Annotated in this window: 16 protein-coding genes and 1 tRNA gene; 15 read left to right on the top strand and 2 right to left on the bottom strand. The window is 62.2% G+C overall.

Annotated features, from left to right (window positions below; genetic code table 11):
• The first annotated feature begins 57 nt into the window (after positions 1-57).
• Complete coding sequence (locus AC1RQ5_RS28790; RefSeq protein ID WP_493204100.1) at positions 58-1,722, top strand: recombinase family protein; 1,665 nt, start codon at positions 58-60, stop codon at positions 1,720-1,722.
• Here AC1RQ5_RS28790 and AC1RQ5_RS28785 read toward each other — a convergent pair.
• Both AC1RQ5_RS28785 and AC1RQ5_RS28780 read right to left on the bottom strand, forming a co-directional pair.
• A tRNA-Arg gene (locus tag AC1RQ5_RS28785) sits at positions 1,693-1,769 on the bottom strand. The two genes, AC1RQ5_RS28790 and AC1RQ5_RS28785, sit on opposite strands and share 30 nt — an antisense overlap.
• Positions 1,770-1,933: 164 nt before the next feature.
• Positions 1,934-3,412, bottom strand: coding sequence for an ATP-binding protein (locus AC1RQ5_RS28780; protein ID WP_493204098.1), 1,479 nt, complete (start codon positions 3,410-3,412; stop codon positions 1,934-1,936).
• A 432-nt stretch (positions 3,413-3,844) separates the two neighbouring features.
• Between AC1RQ5_RS28780 and rpmH the strand changes: the two genes are divergently transcribed.
• From rpmH to AC1RQ5_RS28710, 14 genes are all read left to right on the top strand, one after another.
• On the top strand, positions 3,845-3,979 hold the full coding sequence (rpmH, locus tag AC1RQ5_RS28775; RefSeq protein WP_011471298.1) for a 50S ribosomal protein L34: 135 nt from the start codon (positions 3,845-3,847) through the stop codon (positions 3,977-3,979).
• Positions 3,980-4,004: 25 nt separating this feature from the next.
• A complete protein-coding gene (rnpA, locus tag AC1RQ5_RS28770; RefSeq protein ID WP_398475734.1) occupies positions 4,005-4,358 on the top strand; it encodes a ribonuclease P protein component in 354 nt (117 codons plus the stop codon).
• An 82-nt stretch (positions 4,359-4,440) separates the two neighbouring features.
• Positions 4,441-6,300, top strand: coding sequence for a membrane protein insertase YidC (gene yidC, locus AC1RQ5_RS28765; protein ID WP_398475736.1), 1,860 nt, complete (start codon positions 4,441-4,443; stop codon positions 6,298-6,300).
• 280 nt (positions 6,301-6,580) lie between these two features.
• Complete coding sequence (yihA, locus tag AC1RQ5_RS28760) at positions 6,581-7,231, top strand: ribosome biogenesis GTP-binding protein YihA/YsxC (RefSeq protein ID WP_493204095.1); 651 nt, start codon at positions 6,581-6,583, stop codon at positions 7,229-7,231.
• Positions 7,231-7,608, top strand: a complete 378-nt coding sequence (locus AC1RQ5_RS28755) for a DUF423 domain-containing protein (protein ID WP_493204093.1) — start codon at positions 7,231-7,233, stop codon at positions 7,606-7,608. Before yihA ends, AC1RQ5_RS28755 begins: the two co-directional genes overlap by 1 nt.
• Positions 7,609-7,676: 68 nt before the next feature.
• Positions 7,677-8,567, top strand: a complete 891-nt coding sequence (gene argB, locus AC1RQ5_RS28750) for an acetylglutamate kinase (protein WP_398475742.1) — start codon at positions 7,677-7,679, stop codon at positions 8,565-8,567.
• Positions 8,568-8,704: 137 nt separating this feature from the next.
• Positions 8,705-9,691 (top strand): DUF1036 domain-containing protein, encoded by a 987-nt coding sequence (locus AC1RQ5_RS28745; protein WP_493204533.1) that lies wholly within the window; start codon positions 8,705-8,707, stop codon positions 9,689-9,691.
• A gap of 156 nt (positions 9,692-9,847) precedes the next feature.
• A complete protein-coding gene (locus AC1RQ5_RS28740) occupies positions 9,848-10,546 on the top strand; it encodes a pyrimidine 5'-nucleotidase (protein WP_493204090.1) in 699 nt (232 codons plus the stop codon).
• A 202-nt stretch (positions 10,547-10,748) separates the two neighbouring features.
• Positions 10,749-11,594: a 2,3,4,5-tetrahydropyridine-2,6-dicarboxylate N-succinyltransferase gene (gene dapD, locus AC1RQ5_RS28735; RefSeq protein ID WP_493204088.1), complete on the top strand. Its 846-nt coding sequence runs from the start codon at positions 10,749-10,751 to the stop codon at positions 11,592-11,594.
• 78 nt (positions 11,595-11,672) lie between these two features.
• Complete coding sequence (locus AC1RQ5_RS28730) at positions 11,673-12,152, top strand: DUF805 domain-containing protein (protein ID WP_493204086.1); 480 nt, start codon at positions 11,673-11,675, stop codon at positions 12,150-12,152.
• A 7-nt stretch (positions 12,153-12,159) separates the two neighbouring features.
• Positions 12,160-13,317 carry a succinyl-diaminopimelate desuccinylase gene (dapE, locus tag AC1RQ5_RS28725; protein ID WP_398475752.1) on the top strand — a complete coding sequence of 386 codons (1,158 nt, stop codon included), beginning with the start codon at positions 12,160-12,162 and terminating at the stop codon, positions 13,315-13,317.
• Positions 13,314-13,874, top strand: a complete 561-nt coding sequence (locus tag AC1RQ5_RS28720; protein WP_493204084.1) for a phosphorylase family protein — start codon at positions 13,314-13,316, stop codon at positions 13,872-13,874. The genes dapE and AC1RQ5_RS28720 overlap by 4 nt, the downstream gene beginning before the upstream one ends.
• Before the next feature lie 150 nt (positions 13,875-14,024).
• On the top strand, positions 14,025-14,294 hold the full coding sequence (locus AC1RQ5_RS28715; protein WP_493204082.1) for a hypothetical protein: 270 nt from the start codon (positions 14,025-14,027) through the stop codon (positions 14,292-14,294).
• A 295-nt stretch (positions 14,295-14,589) separates the two neighbouring features.
• Entirely contained in the window at positions 14,590-16,581 is a 1,992-nt protein-coding gene (locus tag AC1RQ5_RS28710; RefSeq protein ID WP_493204080.1) for a carbohydrate porin, read from the top strand.
• The last annotated feature ends 119 nt before the right edge of the window (positions 16,582-16,700 follow it).

Genomic DNA, 16,700 nt, shown 5'->3' with positions numbered 1-16,700 from the left:
GGCCTTTCAAATGAAGAGTCGGCCACAGGCGTATCATTGCAGCGATTGAAATCTCTTATGAATAAACATGCTTTCCGCAATTTAGCTTCACAGCAATCGAATGCGACAAGGCGCGTCGCGACTTACTACCGTGTGAGCACGGGACGGCAGTTTGCGAACGAAGCCTCTATCCCGAGTCAACGTCAGATTACGTCAGGCTTTTGCGATCAAAACAATTTTTGGATCGCTGAAGAGTATGTCGAAGCAAAGACGGCAACAGATGATCGCCGGCCGGTGCTGCAAGGAATGATCGACCGGGCCTGTGCGCCGGATCATCCATTCGATGCGATTGTCTTCTATGCTTTCAACCGCTTCTTCCGCAACGTCGCCGAGATGGAACTGACCATCCGTAAGTTGCGCAAGCACGATGTCGAGGTCGTGTCTGTCACACAACCGACTGGCGATGACCCCAGCCAGATTTTGGTCCGTCAAATTATCGGAGCGTTCGACGAGCATACGTCGAGAGAGATATCCAAGAATACGACAAGGGCTATGCGCGAATCCGCCAAGCAGGGCTTCTGGAACGGCGCGACGCCGCCGTTGGGATACAAGATCGTCGAGGCAGAACGGCGGGGACAAAAGATCAAGAAGAAACTAGAGGTCGATGTCGTCGAAGCTGAAACTCTCCGGCTCATCTACAAGCTGTACGTTGATGGCGACGGCACGACCGGCCCGTTGGGCGTCAAGGAAACCACGAAATGGCTGAACAGCCACGGCTATCGTACGCGGCGTGGCTCGACGTTCGGTGTTGGCCCTGTGCATAAGATCCTGACCAACGCTTGTTATGCGACCGGCCAATGGCCGTACGGCGTTCGCGACAGTCGAGGTGGCAAGAAACACGATCCCTCGACCGTGCTGCACATTCCAGTCCCGATCCTGATCGAACGGAGTGATTTTGATCGCGTCGCAGCGAAGCTTGCCAGCAGCAATCCGAGGACAACGCCGCCACGCGTCGTGAACGGACCGTCACTTTTGACCGGCGTCGCGGTTTGCGCTTCATGCGGATCGGGGATGACGCGGACGGGCACGACGAACAGGCAGGGGAAGTCCTACTCGTATTATTCATGCGCCGGCTCTCACCAGAAAGGCAAATCCGTCTGCAAGGGACGTCATATACCATCTGCAACTCTGGACGAGATTGTATTGACCAATCTCAAGCAGCATGTACTGGCGCCCGACCGTATCGTAGGCCTTCTAAAGTCGCTGATCGAGCGGCAGGCCGCAAAAAGCGAATCGGCTGACCTCCGGCTGGTCGAACTTCAAAAAGAGCTAAGCGACTACGAAGATCGTTTGAAGAGGCTTTATCGTTCCATCGAAGAAGGCGTCGTCGAACTCGATGACTTGCTGAGGGATAGGACAGCCGCACTCAAATCGCAGCGGGAACGCGCGAAGGCTGCGCTCGCCCATGCCCGCGCCAGGTGCGGAACATCCGCCGTTATCGATGCCGAGAAAATTGATGCGTTCGCGCGTCTGATGAGCGAAAAACTCGGTACGGCGGACACCAACACCCGCAAGAGCTACATCCGCTCAATTATCGACGCGGTGGAAGTTGATGACCTCGCCATCCGCATCATCGGCAACAAGGACGTGCTGCAAGCCGCCGTTGCCGGCAAACAGACCGAGAACGGAAATGTTCGTGGTTTTGTACGCAAATGGCGCGCCCGAAAGGATTCGAACCTCTGACCCCCAGATTCGTAGTCTGGTGCTCTATCCAGCTGAGCTACGGGCGCGTGCCGCGATGTGGGACATGACCAGCAAGGGTGATACCGCCGACATCGGATGCGTTTCGGAAACGTTGTTTGCGAAAGCGCGCGATCTCTAACGGGTTGGCGGCGGCTTGGCAAGCGCCCGAGGGTGGATATTTCACTCTCGTGACACCCGCCCCCGAACCAGGTCAGGCGCGCGCCCGCTCGCTGCGGATGCTGAGCAGTTCCACCGGGCGATCCGGCAATGTGATCCGGAACGTGGCGCCGATGGTGCCCTCCACGAGCGCGATATCGCCGTCATGAGCGCGCACCAGTTCGGCCGCGATGGCGAGGCCAAGTCCGCTGCCACCCGGCCGTGACGAGCCCTGGAAGGCCTCGAACAAGTGGTCTTTTGCCCTTTGCGGCACGCCGGGGCCGGTATCGGAGACTTCCAGAATGGCCACCGCGCCTTCGCGACGTCCGGTGATGCGGATCTGCGGCGGCGCGACGTCGTCACCGGTCTGGCCCTCCAGCGCCTGGGCCGCATTGCGCACCAGATTGAGCAGGATACGGAACAGGTGGTCCGGATCGGCATCGATCATCAGGCCGCGCTCGATGGCGCTGACCCAGCCAATGGCCTCGTCGGTGCCGAGACCCGCGGATTCGCGGACCTCGCTGGCCACCTGCTCCAGGGCGATCATGCGGCGATCGGGCGGCGCTTCCTGCGCGCGGCCGTAGGAGAGCGTTGATTGACAGAAGGCGATGGCGCGCTCCAGCGAACGCATCAATTTCGGCGCAAAGCGCTGCACCCGCGGATCAGGCACGCTGGCAAGCTGGTCCGACAACAATTGCGACGAGGCGAGCAGATTGCGCAAGTCGTGATTGATCTTCGACACGGCAAGGCCGAGCGCTGCGAGCCGGCTCTTCTGATGCAGCATGGAGACCAGATCGCGCTGCATGTCGGACAATTCGCGCTCCGCAACGCCGATCTCGTCGGCGCGTGCGCTCGGCACGATGATGCGCGCGGGGCTTTCCGGGTTTTCGTGGAACGCGACCATATTCGCCGTCAGCCGTCGCATCGGGCGGACGAACAGATAATGCAGCGTGATGTAGACGATGCCGGCGGACAGAATCGCGAGCCCGAGCGACACCCACAGAAGATTGCGCGAGAAGCGATACATCGCCTGCCGCAGCGGCAATTCATCCACCACCACTTCGATGAATTGCGCCCCGCCCGGCGACGGGCCGATAATGCGCATGGTCTGATTGCCGCGCTCGAACATCAGCTCGAACGCATCGACCATGGCCGACCAGACGGTCATCTCACGCATGTCGATATCGTGATCGATCTGCGCCGGCAGATCGGCGCTGGCGAGCAGGCGGCGCTGCTGGCCCCATTTGATGGCGACAGCGCGGGCGCCGATGCTGCTGAGAATCTGGCGCGACAGCGATTCCGGCACCATGCCGAGCGGCGCTGCATCCAGCACCAGAGCTGCGGTGTTGGCGGCGGCCAGCTTGTCGTTCAGCCGGTTGATGCGGAAATTCGCGATGGACGGCACATAGATCAGAATCTGCGCCGCCAGGACCAGCGGAATGGTCAGCAGCAGCAGTTTGCCGGACAGGCCAAGCTTACGCAGCGGGCCGAGCCGTAGCAGGGGGGCAAGGGGCTTTTCGTCCGCCAATGACACGCGATGAGCCTCAGATCTCTCTGACTGGACGCTGAACTATAAGGAGATACGGGTCCAACGACGATTCGTTACGCACAGTAACACGGCCGCAGCAACGTCCGCCTAGCGAACGTCGCCAGATTAACATACAACAAGGCTGCGTCGCCTGACTTGTCGGGAAATGCGGTATTATCGTCTACCCAAGGATCGCGGCTGATTTGTGGGCTGATCCCGCAAGTTATTACCGGGCAAGATTGACGAAAACGGGACGCTCGCTTATAAGCCGCGCCAACTGTCCGCGATGGTCCAGCCCATGCTGGATCGGCCTTGAGGGGCCGAACGCGCTTGCAGCCGGAAACGGCTCGCGAAGTCAACGTCTTAGGGCACACCTCATTCAATTGGTGATCGATTGCCAGCACGGCGATCTATTGCCCGGTCATCGGAGTACGACCCGTGAAGCGCACTTATCAACCGTCCAAACTGGTGCGCAAGCGCCGCCACGGCTTCCGTGCCCGTCTCGCCACCGTTGGCGGCCGCAAGGTTCTCGCTGCGCGCCGCGCCCGCGGCCGCAAGCGCCTCAGCGCCTGATCGGATCTCCTTCCGAGACATCGTCATGGAGCGGCTAAGGCAGCGAGCGGACTTCCTCGCTGCCGCCGCTTCGACGCGCGTGAACGCCCCCGCTTTTGTCCTGCAGCGGCGACACCGTGATGACACCGGCCCGGTTCGGGTCGGTTTTACAGTGACCAAGAAGAACGGAACCGCGCCCGAGCGGAACCGGATCAAGCGCCGGCTTCGCGAACTGGTGAAGCGCGTCGATCCATTGTCTATGCGCGCCCACAGCGATTATGTGCTAGTCGGCCGTCGCACTGCGCTGACGCGCGATTTCAATACCATGCTCGACGACCTCCGCTCGGCGCTCCACCGCCTCGAACGGGCACCATCGAAAACTGCATCAAAAACGACGTGACCTGACGCCTCCAGCCTGCCACAAGCAGCGCGCAGCCGGCCATTTGCCGCCGCACATGCATTCGGATGACGAGACCTGAACGATGACCGACAATCGCAACACCATCATAGCCGTCGTTCTGTCCGGCCTGGTGCTTCTTGGCTGGCAATATTTCTACAACATCCCGCAGATGGAAAAGCAGAAGGCGCAGCAGGCCACGCAAGCCCAGCTCGCCAATCCGGCGCAGCCCGCTGCAGGCAGCAACGCGCCGCAGCCGGGCTCGGCAACTCCGACGCCAGGTGGCGCTCCGGTCAATGCCGCGCCCTCCAATGCGCCGATCAGCCGTGAAACCGCCATCTCGTCCTCCAAGCGCGTGAAGATCGACACGCCGCGCCTGGCCGGCTCGATCTCGCTCAAGGGCGCGCGCCTCGACGATATCGCGCTCACAAAATTCCGCATGACGGTGGACCCGACCTCGCCGCCGATCACGCTGTTCTCGCCCTCGGGCACCGCGGCGCCTTACTATGCCGAGTTTGGCTGGGTCGGCGCCGCCGGCACCAATGCGAAGCTGCCGGATGCCAACACCGAATGGACGCAAGAAGGCAGCAATGCCCTCACCCCGTCGTCGCCGGTCGTGTTGAAGTATAACAACGGCGAAGGCCTCACCTTCACCCGCACCATTGCGATCGACGACCGCTACCTGTTCTCGATCAAGGATGATGTCGCAAACTCCGGCAGCAATCCTGTCACGCTGTATCCGTTCGCGCTGATCTCGCGCCACGGCACCCCGCATGTGGAAGGCTACTACATCCTGCATGAAGGCCTTGTCGGCTATCTCGGCGACCAGGGCCTGCAGGAATACGGTTACAAGAAGATCGAAGAGTCCAAGTCGGTGAACTTCAACGTCACCAATGGCTGGCTCGGTATCACCGACAAATACTGGGCCTCGGCCCTGCTGCCCGACACCACGGCCAAGCTGCAGGCACGCTTCTCGTCGAACCTCGCCGGCACCGTTCGCACCTATCAGACCGACTATCTGCAGGATGCGCAGACCGTGGCACCGGGCGCGTCCACATCGGCCAACGCCCGCCTGTTTGCCGGCGCCAAGGAAGCCGCCACCGTCGGCATCAACTTCCCGCTCGCGGTCGGCCTCGGCGGCTACAACCAGTCGCTGGGCCTCAACCACTTCGATCTGCTGATCGACTGGGGCTGGTTCTACTTCATCACCAAGCCGATGTTCCTGGCGCTCGACTGGTTCTTCCACCTGTTCGGCAATTTCGGCGTCGCCATTCTGCTGGTGACGGTGCTGGTCAAGATCATCTTCTTCCCGCTGGCCAGCAAGTCCTACGCCTCGATGGCGAAGATGAAGGCGATCCAGCCGCAGCTCGCGCTGCTGAAGGAGCGCTATCCGGATGACCGGATGAAGCAGCAGCAGGAGATGATGGAGATCTACAAGAAGGAGAAGATCAATCCGGTCGCCGGCTGTCTTCCCGTCCTGCTGCAGATCCCGGTGTTCTTCTCGCTCTACAAGGTCCTGTTCGTCACCATCGAAATGCGCCACGCGCCGTTCTTCGGCTGGATCAAGGATCTGTCGGCACACGATCCGACCAACCTGTTCAACCTGTTCGGCCTGCTGCCCTTCGATCCGACAGCAATTCCGGTTCTCGGTCATTACCTCGCGCTCGGCATCTGGCCGATCATCATGGGCATCACGATGTGGTTCCAGATGAAGCTGAACCCGACCCCGCCGGATCCGACCCAGAAGATGATCTTCGACTGGATGCCGCTGATCTTCACCTTCATGCTTGCCGGCTTCCCGGCCGGTCTCGTGATCTACTGGGCCTGGAATAACACCCTCTCGGTGCTGCAGCAGGCCTACATCATGAACAAGAATGGCGTGAAGGTAGAGCTGTTCGACAACGTCAAGGCGACCTTCGGCAAGAAGCCGGCGCAAAAGACCTAAACCAACGACGCCCTCATCCTGAGGAGCGGCCAACTTGGGCCGCGTCTCGAAGGACGAGGGCGGGCACTCCGGGCACTCATGGTTCGAGACGGCGCTACGCGCCTCCTCACCATGAGGGCGGGGAGGATGGCGCAACTATCGTAGCCCTCATCCTGAGGAGCAGCCCTCTTGGGCTGCGTCTCGAAGGATGAGGCAGGCACTCCGGGCTCTCATGGTTCGAGACGACGCTCACGCGCCTTCTCATCATAAAGGGACCGAGTTCAACAGAAAGCACCTTCGCATGACGACCGAACCCGATGCGGAGCTGATCGAACAGGGTCGCCTGATGTTTGCAGGCGAGTGGAAGTTCATCTGGGCTTCCCCCTCGATCGAGACCCTGCCGCCGATGGCCGGCATGGAAGTCGCCTTTGCCGGCCGCTCCAATGTGGGCAAATCTAGCCTCATCAACGCCCTCACCGGCCGCAACGCGCTGGCGCGCACCTCGCACACGCCAGGTCGCACCCAGGAGCTGATCTTCTTCGAAAGCCCGAGGGGCAGCGAGTTTCGCCTCGTGGACATGCCGGGCTACGGCTATGCCTCGGCGCCCAAGGTCAAAATCGCGTCCTGGACCAAGCTGATCTATTCGTTCCTGCAGGGCCGGGCGACGCTCGCGCGCGTCTATGTGCTGATCGACAGCCGCCACGGCATCAAGGATGTCGATCTCGACGTGCTGAAATCCCTCGACCGCTCCGCCGTCAGCTACCAGATCGTGCTGACCAAGGCCGACCAGGTGAAGAAGTCCGAGCTTGAGAAGGTGATGGAAGAAACCCAGGCGACATTGCGCAAGCACCCCGCCGCGTTCCCGGAAATCCTGGTGACGTCGTCGCGTGACGGCGAGGGCATGGTCGAATTGCGCGCCGCCATGATGCGGCTGTTCAACGAGCGTCAATAATGACCCGCACCGCGCTGTTCCGCATCGCGATCATCTGCGCCGGCATCATGGGCGCCGATGGCGTCATCCTCGCCGCCGCCTCCGCGCATCAGCCCGACGCCACCCGCCTCGCCTCCGCCTCCTCGATGCTGCTGTTTCATGCGGCGGCCATTCTTGGCGTCGTCGCGCTGATCGAGCGCGGCACTGCGCATCTGCAGATCGGCCTCACGGCCGCGTTCGGCTTTGTCATCGCAGCGTCATTGTTCGCCGGTGACCTGACCATGCGCCAATATGTCGGCCACGGCCTGTTTCCCATGGCCGCCCCCACCGGCGGCACGCTTCTGATCGTCAGCTGGATCGCGCTGGCGGTATCTGCGGCATGGCCGAGGCGCGCGTAACGCTCTTTGCGCAGGCACCACCAATCAGCTAGAACGCGGCGCAGATTGCTCACCGTGAGATCCGCTTCATGACCGACGCCATCAGTGCTCTCGACCAGGCCCGCATCCTCTCCGAAGCGCTGCCGCACATGCAGCAATATGACGAGGAAACCATCGTCATCAAATATGGCGGCCACGCCATGGGCGCCGAAGATACCGCCCGCGCCTTTGCCCGCGACATCGTGCTGCTCGAACAGACGGCCATCAATCCGGTGGTCGTGCATGGCGGCGGCCCGCAGATCGCGCAGATGCTGACGCGTCTCGGCATCAAGTCGGAATTCGCTGCCGGACTGCGCATCACCGATGCCGCCACCATCGAGATCGTCGAGATGGTGCTGGCCGGCTCCATCAACAAGTCGATCGTCAGCTACATCAACGAAGCCGGCGGCAAGGCCGTCGGCCTCTGCGGCAAGGACGGCAACATGGTCACCGCGTCGAAGGCGACGCGCACCATGATCGATCCCGGCTCGAATATCGAGAAGGTGGTCGATCTCGGCTTCGTCGGCGAGCCCGAGAAGGTCGATCTGACGCTGCTCAACCAGCTGATCGGCTATGAGCTGATCCCGGTGCTGGCGCCGCTCGCGGCGTCGAAGGAAGGCAAGACCTACAACGTCAATGCCGACACCTTCGCCGGTGCCGTTGCCGGTGCGCTGAAGGCCAAGCGCCTGCTGCTGCTCACCGACGTGCCGGGCGTGCTCGACAAGTCGAAGAAGCTGATCCCGGAACTGTCGATCAAGGATGCGCGCCGGCTGATCGCCGACGGCACCATTTCCGGCGGCATGATCCCGAAGGTCGAAACCTGCATCTATTCGCTCGAACAGGGCGTCGAAGGCGTGGTGATCATCGACGGCAAGACCCCGCATGCGGTGCTGCTCGAGCTGTTCACCAATCAGGGCACGGGCACGCTGATCCACAAGTGATGGGCGGGGCAGACACACACGCTGCCCTGACTCCGCCCCTCATCCTGAGGAGTGCGCGCAAGCGCGCGTCTCGGAGGATGGCCCGGAGCTCCGTCAGCTCATGGTTCGAGACGGCGCTGAAGAAGCGCCTCCTCACCATGAGGAGCGGTGTGTTGGCCGCCCTCTTCCTCACTGCCTTCACCACATCCGCGTCAGCCGACCTCAAGCTCTGCAATCGCATGAGCTATGTCGTCGATGTCGCCATCGGCATCGACGACAAGGCAGCCACCGCCACCCGCGGCTGGTTCCGCATCGACCCCGCACAATGCAAGGTCGTGGCGCAAGGCACCATCGCCGCCGACCGCCTGCTGCTGCATGCCCGCGTGCTGCCGCTGTACGGCGCCGCGCCCGCGCAGACGGGCAGCGATAACCTCTGCATCGCTTCAGATAACTTCGTCATTGCCGCCGCGCGCCAGTGCCGCCCCGGACAGACGCTCGCCCCTTTCAGCACCATCCAGCCGTCGCAGACCGAAGACGGCAACATGGTCGCCTATCTCGCCGAAGACAGCGAATATGACGACGAGCAAGCCAAACTCGCGGCGATCCAGCGCCTGCTGCTGATCGCCGGCTATGACACCTCGCCTATCGATGGTGTCGATGGCCCGAAGACGCAGAACGGCCTCTCCGCTTTCCTGAAGAGCCGCGGCCTGACCAATGACACCGTCAATGCGCCAAATTTCTTCGAGGCCATGATCGCCGGCGTGCAGGCGCCTTCGGCCACGGGCCTGACTTGGTGCAACGACACCTCTTACAAGGTGATGGCCTCGGTCGCGACCGATGACGGCAAGGGTGTCATCGCCCGCGGCTGGTATCGCATCGAGCCCGGCAAATGCCTGCGCCCGGATGTCACCGGCCAGCCGAAGCAGATCATGTCGTTCGCCGAAGCCGTTGATGACACCGGCCGCGCCATCCGCATTGCCGACAAGCCGCTGAACTGGGGCGGCCCGCGCACGCTCTGTACGCGCGAGAGCAAATTCGAAATCCGCGAACACAGCGACTGCGCCGCCCGCGGCCTCACCGCATCGGGCTACGCCACCGTCGACATGACCGGCGGCGGCAAGACGCTGCGCTTTGCTGTGCCGTGATCCCAACAGAAGTGTCCCCTCTCCCGCTTGCGGGAGAGGGTCAGGGAGAGGGCTCCCCATGTGACGTCAGAGTGTGTGGTGGCCCCCACCCCGGCCCTCCCCCGCAAGCGGGAGAGGGAGAAGAGCCAATAGCCATTACCTCGAGCCGAGAACTCAATGACCAAATCGCCGCGCGCCTTCGATCATGTCGAGACCTGGGTGTTCGATCTCGACAACACGCTGTATCCGCATCACGTCAATCTGTGGCAGCAGGTCGATGTCCGCATCCGCGATTTCGTGGCGAATTATCTCAACATCACGCCGGACGAAGCCTTCCGCATCCAGAAGGACTATTACAAGCGCTACGGCACCACGATGCGCGGCATGATGGCCGAGCACAAGATCAGCGCCGACGACTTCCTGGCCTATGTGCACGAGATCGACCACTCGCCGCTGGAGCCGAACCCGGTCATGGGCGCCGCCATCGCACAGCTGCCCGGCCGCAAGCTGATCCTCACCAATGGCTCCGTCGCCCATGCCGGCGCCGTGCTGAAACGGCTCGGCTTTGCCGATCAGTTTGAAGCCATCTTCGACATCGTCGCCGCCGAACTGGAGCCGAAGCCGGCGCAGCGCACCTATGACAAGTTTTTGCGCGACCACGACGTGAACCCGGCCAAGGCCGCGATGTTCGAGGACCTGTCCCGCAATCTGGTGGTGCCGCACAGCCTCGGCATGACGACGGTGCTGGTGGTGCCGGACGGCGCCAAAGAGGTGGTCCGCGAGGACTGGGAACTGGCAGGCCGCGAGGACGTCCATGTGGATCACGTCACGGATGATCTGACGAAGTTTCTGGTGAAGATGAACGGGACGCGGTGACGCTTCTCCTTGTCGTCACCCGGCTCGACCGGGTGACCCAGTAAACACCACCAGCAGAGCCAGAATCGGACCGCCGCCGCATACTGGATCACCCGCTTTCGCGGGTGATGACAGGTGGAGTTTCAGGCTCTGTTCTTGACTCCCCGCCCCCAAATCCCGACAAAAGCCCCAACTTTTCACCTGCCGACCCAAGGATCCCGCGATGTCGCATTCCGCCCTCGAATCCATCATCAATGCCGCCTTCGAAGCGCGCGACACCGTCAATGCGTCGACCAAAGGCGAAGTCCGCGAATCCGTCGAGACTGCGCTCGACCTGCTCGATCAGGGCAAGGTTCGCGTCGCCACCCGCGGCGATGATGGCACCTGGACCGTGAACCAGTGGCTGAAGAAGGCCGTGCTGCTGTCGTTCCGCCTCAACGACATGACCACCATTGCCGGCGGCCCTGGCGGCGCGCCGTGGTGGGACAAGGTGCCCTCGAAGTTCGAAGGCTGGGGCGACAGTGCCTTCCGCGACGCCGGCTTCCGTGCCGTCCCCGGCGCCATTGTCCGCAAGTCGGCCTTCATCGCCAAGAACGTCGTGCTGATGCCGTCTTTCGTCAATCTGGGCGCCTATGTCGATGAGAGCTCCATGGTCGACACCTGGGCCACCGTCGGCTCCTGCGCGCAGATCGGCAAGCGCGTGCACATCTCGGGCGGCGTCGGCATCGGCGGCGTGCTGGAGCCGCTGCAGGCCGGCCCGGTGATCATCGAGGACGACTGCTTCATCGGCGCCCGCTCCGAAGTCGCCGAAGGCGTCATCGTCCGCAAGGGCGCGGTGCTGGCCATGGGCGTGTTCCTGGGCGCATCGACCAAGATCGTGGATCGTGCCACCGGCGAAGTGTTCGTCGGCGAAGTGCCGGAATATGCCGTGCTGGTCCCCGGCAACCTGCCGGGCAAGCCGATGAACAATGGCGAGATTGGCCCCTCCACCGCCTGCGCCGTGATCGTCAAGCGCGTCGATGAGCGCACCCGCTCCAAGACCAGCATCAACGAGTTGCTGCGCGACTAAGTTGCGTTTCCGGCTGTTTGCAGGGATGATCCGGTAGGATGATCCGGCAAACAGCTGGCGACAACGTCGGAGGCGGCGATGGATTGGACAACACTCTTTTTCCGCTTCAACGGCCGCATCAACCGCGCGAAATTCTGGCTGGCCTCGCTGGTCTACACCACCATCATGATCGCGCTGGTGGCCGCCTTCATCGTGTCCATCGGCGAGTTCGACAAGGACCGGATCGGCGAGATGGTCGGCACCAGCCTGCTGTTCATCGCCATCGGCGGCGTCGTTTTCCTCATCATGGTGTGGTCCAGCTTCGCCACCGCCATCAAGCGCCTGCATGACCGCAACAAGAGCGGCTGGTGGATGCTGCTATTCTGGGTGCTGCCGAGCATCATTGGCATCGCTGCCGATTCCATATCCGGGATCGGCTCCTTCGTGCTGAACGCTGCCAGCGTCGTGCTGAGCATCTGGGGGTTCGTCGAAGTGGGTTGCCTGCGCGGCACTCAGGGGCCAAATGAATATGGCCCTGACCCGCTTGGGGCCCCCACTATCGCCCCTGCCGTCTCGTAAGGATCCGATGTCCGCCGACGTTGTCTCGATCGCCCGCGATCTCATTCGCTGCCCTTCCGTCACCCCGCTCGATGCCGGCGCACTCGGCGTGCTGGAGCGCTTGCTTGGTGATGCCGGCTTCACCGTGCATCGCGTCACGTTCAGCGAGGAAGGCCACGCCGATATCGAGAACCTCTATGCCCGCATCGGCACGGAAGCCCCCCATATCTGCTTTGCCGGCCACACCGATGTGGTGCCGCCCGGCGATGAAGCCGCTTGGTCGCACGGCGCCTTCGCCGGCGAAGTGAAGGATGGCCTGCTCTATGGCCGCGGCGCGGTAGACATGAAGGGTGGCATCGCGGCGTCTGTCGCTGCCACCCTCGAATATCTCGCGGCGAATGACGGCAAGCCAAAGGGCTCGATCTCCTTCCTCATCACCGGCGATGAAGAGAGCGTGGCCGTCAACGGCACCATCAAGCTGCTGGCCTGGGCTGCCGAACGCGGCGAAAAGTTCGACCACTGCATCGTCGGCGAGCCCTCCAATGTCGAGACGATGGGCGACACCATCAAGATCGGCCGCCGCGGCTCGCAGTCGGGCACGCTGGTGGTGGACGGCGTGCAGGGCCATGTCGCCTATCCGCATCGTGCATCGAATCCGGTGCCGGATATCGCCGCGCTGATCGTGGCGCTGAGCGGCGATCCGCTGGATCAGGGCAATGCGCAGTTTCAGCCGTCCAATCTCGAATTCACGTCGGTGGATGTGGGCAACACAGCCACCAATGTCATCCCCGCGCAGGCGAAGGCAAAGTTCAATATCCGCTTCAACGATCACCACACGCAGGAGAGCCTGCGCGCACTGATCGATACGCGCGTGGCTGCAGCCGCGGGCAATCGCATCAAGGCGCATGTGATCTGGGAGCCAAGCAATTCGGATAGCTTCGTCACCAGGCCTGGCGCCTTCACCGATACAGTCGTGGCCGCCATCACGGAGATCACGGGCCGTGTGCCTGATCTCAACACCGGCGGTGGCACATCCGATGCGCGCTTCATCAAGAACTACTGTCCGGTGATCGAATTCGGTCTCGTCGGCCAGACCATGCATCAGATCGACGAGCACACGAAGGTCGCCGATCTCGAGCAACTCACCAAAATCTATCGCGGCGTATTGGATCGGTATTTCGCATGAGTGACGGCATTCTGGTTCTCACCGCCCTCGACAGCGAGCTCGACGTCGCCCGCGCGCCGCAGGGTTTTCGCGTCGTCTTCACTGGCGTCGGCAAGATCAACACCACCATAGCGACGCTACAGGCGATCGCCGCCGATAGGCCGAAGCTGATCGTGAATTACGGCACCGCCGGCAAGCTCAACACGACGCTCAATGGCCTTGTCGAGATCAGCGACGTGATCCAGCGCGACATGAATGCCGAGCCTTTGGCCCCGCGTGGCACCACGCCCTATTCGCCAGAGCTCGATCGGTTGACGTCAGGTCAATCAGGCTTCATCTGCGGCACCGGCGATAGCTTTGTCACCGCCACCGATCCATGGCTCGTCGCAAACAAGGTCGATGTCGTCGATATGGAGTTGTTCGCCATCGCGCAGGTGGCGCTGCGCAACACCATCCCGTGGCGCGCATTCAAGTTCATCACCGACGATGCGAACGACTTCGCGCATGAACACTGGACGGCGAATGTCGCCAATGGCCAGGACCTGTTCTGGGACGCCATGAAGAGCGTGCGGGTGTAGCAGCGTTGTGCGCTCTCGCCCTTCTGTTTCGTCCACGACACATTCCTGAAACCAAATAGTTCGAACCGGCCTCGAACCCGCCTCCGACATCCTCCGACTGATGGACATGCAAGCCAATGACGGCTGCACCCAAACAGGATGGAGTTTCTCATGTCGATCAAGTCCAGGATTGCCGCCGTCGCCCTCGTTGCCATGACCGCCGCTGGCGCCATGGCGTCCACCACCCAGCAGGCTCAGGCGAAGGGCCCGGGCATCGGCTTCGGCATCGCGGCCGGTGTGGTTGGCGCCGCTGTTGTCGGCAGCGCCATCGCTGCCAACAATTATGGCTACGGATATGGCTACGGTTATCGCTGCGGCTACACCCGCCAATACGATATCTACGGTAACTATGTGGGCCGCGTCCGCGTCTGCAACTATTGATCCGGCTCTGATCGGCTAAGTGGAGTTGCGTCCGGCACGGGCGCCTCATCCACCCCGTGTCTGACCATCGACCCGCCCGGCTGTCCCCCCGGGCGGGTCTTCTTTTTGTGTAATCGAGCCGTCATAAAGCGGTGTCAGATAACAGCGGAGCCCGGCGACGAGGCCGCTCCTATTGCGAACAACAACATTGCGACTGTGGCCGTCCCGTCCGGACGAATCGGCCGCTTTCATGGAATATCGACTGGCCGTTATCGGCGATGAGTAAGGGTGACGCTGAGTGACGAGCCGGTATTTTTTGCGAGATTCTGCCACGACGCGGGCGCTAGCTGGCGCCGCGCTTGGCATCCTCGCGCTCGACGGTATCGCCGTAGCTGCCGACCTGCCCGTGAAAGCGCGACTTGCTCCGGCCTATGACTGGAGCGGCTTCTATCTGGGCGCCCATGTGGGCTATGGCGATGCGCAGATCGGCGCCAATGCCAATCCGCTGCCGGCGCAAGGCGTGTTTCTGCCGCCGTCGCCGACCGGTATCCTCGGCGGCTATCAGGCCGGCTACAACAGGCAGTTCAGCAACAAACTCGTACTCGGCGTCGAAGTCGATGCGACCTTCATCAGCCCGACCGATACCGCACGGCTCGGCAACGATCCGTATCACACCACCTTCGATTACTTTGCCACTGCGCGCGGTCGCGTCGGCTACGCCATGGGCACCTGGCTGCCTTATGCCACTGCCGGTTTTGCCTGGGGCAAGACCAAGCTCAATGTGATGGATGCCGACGGCAATATCTTCTCGACCGACCAGAAGGACCATATCGGCTGGACCGCAGGCCTAGGTGTCGAGACCGCAGTCGGCGGCAATTGGACTGCCAAGCTCGAATACAATTATATCGACCTGTCCCGGCAGACTTATGGGCTCGCCGGCTTCGGCCTGCCCGCCGTCGAAGTCGATCCCAAGATTCACGCGATCAAGCTCGGCATGAATTATCGGCTCGGCGATACACCGGCATGGTCGCCGGCAACGCCGGTCGCCACCCGTTGGTCGCTGCCGCAATCCAACGACTGGAATATCCACGCCCAGACGACGCTGATCGGCTCCGGCTATCCGAACTTCCGCTCGCCCTATGAGGGCGCCAACAGCCTGTCCGGCAGCAACCAGTTCCGCGAAACCTTTACCACCACAGCCTTCCTTGGCTGGCGTTTGTGGGATGGCGGCGAGTTGTATTTCAATCCAGAGATCGCCCAAGGCTTCGGCTTCAACGGCACGCTCGGCGTGGCAGGCTTCCCCAATGGCGAAGCGCAGAAGGCCGGCGGCGCTTATCCGAAAATCCGTCCGCAGCGCTACATGTTCCGCCAGACTTTCGGTCTCGGCGGCGAGCAGGAAGAGGTGCCGGACGCGGCCAACCAACTCGCCGGCAAGCGCGACATCGATCGCGTGACGCTGACCGTCGGCCGTTTCTCGGTGGGCGATTTCTTCGATGGCAACAGTTACGCGAAAGACCCGCGCGCCGATTTCATGAACTGGGCGATGTGGGCCTCGGCCGCCTATGACTTTCCGGCCGACCTGCCCGGTTTTACCCGTGGCGGCGTGCTGGAATTGAACCGCAAGGACTGGGCGGTGCGCGCCGGCGTCTTCCAGGTGCCGTCGCAGCCGAACAGCGACATCCTCACTTTCAAGTCCGGCGGCGCCGTCATCGAATTCGAGGAACGGCATCAGATCTTCGATCGACCCGGCAAAGTGCGCGTCGGCGCCTTCATGAACCGTGGCAACACCGGCAGCTATCGCGGCGCGCTGGCGATCGCAGCCACCGATCCGCTGCTTGAGATCAATGACGTGATGGCCTCGATCCGCAGACCGCGCGACAAATACGGTTTCTATCTCAATGGTGAGCAAGAGATTGCCGACGAGATCGGCCTGTTCGGGCGCTATAGCTGGAATGACGGCCAGAACGAGATTTTGTCATTCACGGATATCGACCGCAGCGTCTCTGGCGGCCTCTCCATCAAGGGTGGGCGCTGGGGCCGCGCGAGCGACACCATCGGCATAGGTGGCGCCATCAATGGCCTGTCAGCCGCGCATCGCGATTTCCTCGCCGCTGGCGGCAATGGCTTGCTGATCGGCGACGGGCGGCTCAACTACGGGACCGAGCGGATTCTCGAGACGTTTTACGCCTATGCGATCGACAAGAACTTCACGTTCACGACGGACTACCAGCTGATCGTGAACCCCGCCTACAATGCGGATCGCGGACCAGTGTCGATCTTCTCGGGGCGGCTGCACGGGGAATTCTGAGACTGTTATGTGCCGCTGGGTCTATGTCGCCCGCGGCACCCCCATCCCCGGCCCTTCCCCGCAAGGGGGAAGGGAGAAGAGGCTGCGAGCTCGAGCAAATGCTACGAACTCAAATTTGA

The organism is Tardiphaga sp. GW821-FHT12E02 (genome assembly GCF_058807155.1).
Note: the sequence above shows the minus strand (reverse complement) of the source record. Positions and strands in the feature narration are given on the sequence as shown.

Bases quoted from the DNA above. Each gene is read 5' to 3' on its own strand.
- AC1RQ5_RS28790 (WP_493204100.1), top strand. From the start codon at position 58: ATGAATAAACATGCTTTCCGCAATTTAGCTTCACAGCAATCGAATGCG.
- rnpA (WP_398475734.1), top strand. From the start codon at position 4,005: ATGGAGCGGCTAAGGCAGCGAGCGGACTTCCTCGCTGCCGCCGCTTCG.
- yidC (WP_398475736.1), top strand. From the start codon at position 4,441: ATGACCGACAATCGCAACACCATCATAGCCGTCGTTCTGTCCGGCCTG.
- yihA (WP_493204095.1), top strand. From the start codon at position 6,581: ATGACGACCGAACCCGATGCGGAGCTGATCGAACAGGGTCGCCTGATG.
- AC1RQ5_RS28755 (WP_493204093.1), top strand. From the start codon at position 7,231: ATGACCCGCACCGCGCTGTTCCGCATCGCGATCATCTGCGCCGGCATC.
- argB (WP_398475742.1), top strand. From the start codon at position 7,677: ATGACCGACGCCATCAGTGCTCTCGACCAGGCCCGCATCCTCTCCGAA.
- AC1RQ5_RS28745 (WP_493204533.1), top strand. From the start codon at position 8,705: ATGAGGAGCGGTGTGTTGGCCGCCCTCTTCCTCACTGCCTTCACCACA.
- AC1RQ5_RS28740 (WP_493204090.1), top strand. From the start codon at position 9,848: ATGACCAAATCGCCGCGCGCCTTCGATCATGTCGAGACCTGGGTGTTC.
- dapD (WP_493204088.1), top strand. From the start codon at position 10,749: ATGTCGCATTCCGCCCTCGAATCCATCATCAATGCCGCCTTCGAAGCG.
- AC1RQ5_RS28730 (WP_493204086.1), top strand. From the start codon at position 11,673: ATGGATTGGACAACACTCTTTTTCCGCTTCAACGGCCGCATCAACCGC.
- dapE (WP_398475752.1), top strand. From the start codon at position 12,160: ATGTCCGCCGACGTTGTCTCGATCGCCCGCGATCTCATTCGCTGCCCT.
- AC1RQ5_RS28720 (WP_493204084.1), top strand. From the start codon at position 13,314: ATGAGTGACGGCATTCTGGTTCTCACCGCCCTCGACAGCGAGCTCGAC.
- AC1RQ5_RS28715 (WP_493204082.1), top strand. From the start codon at position 14,025: ATGTCGATCAAGTCCAGGATTGCCGCCGTCGCCCTCGTTGCCATGACC.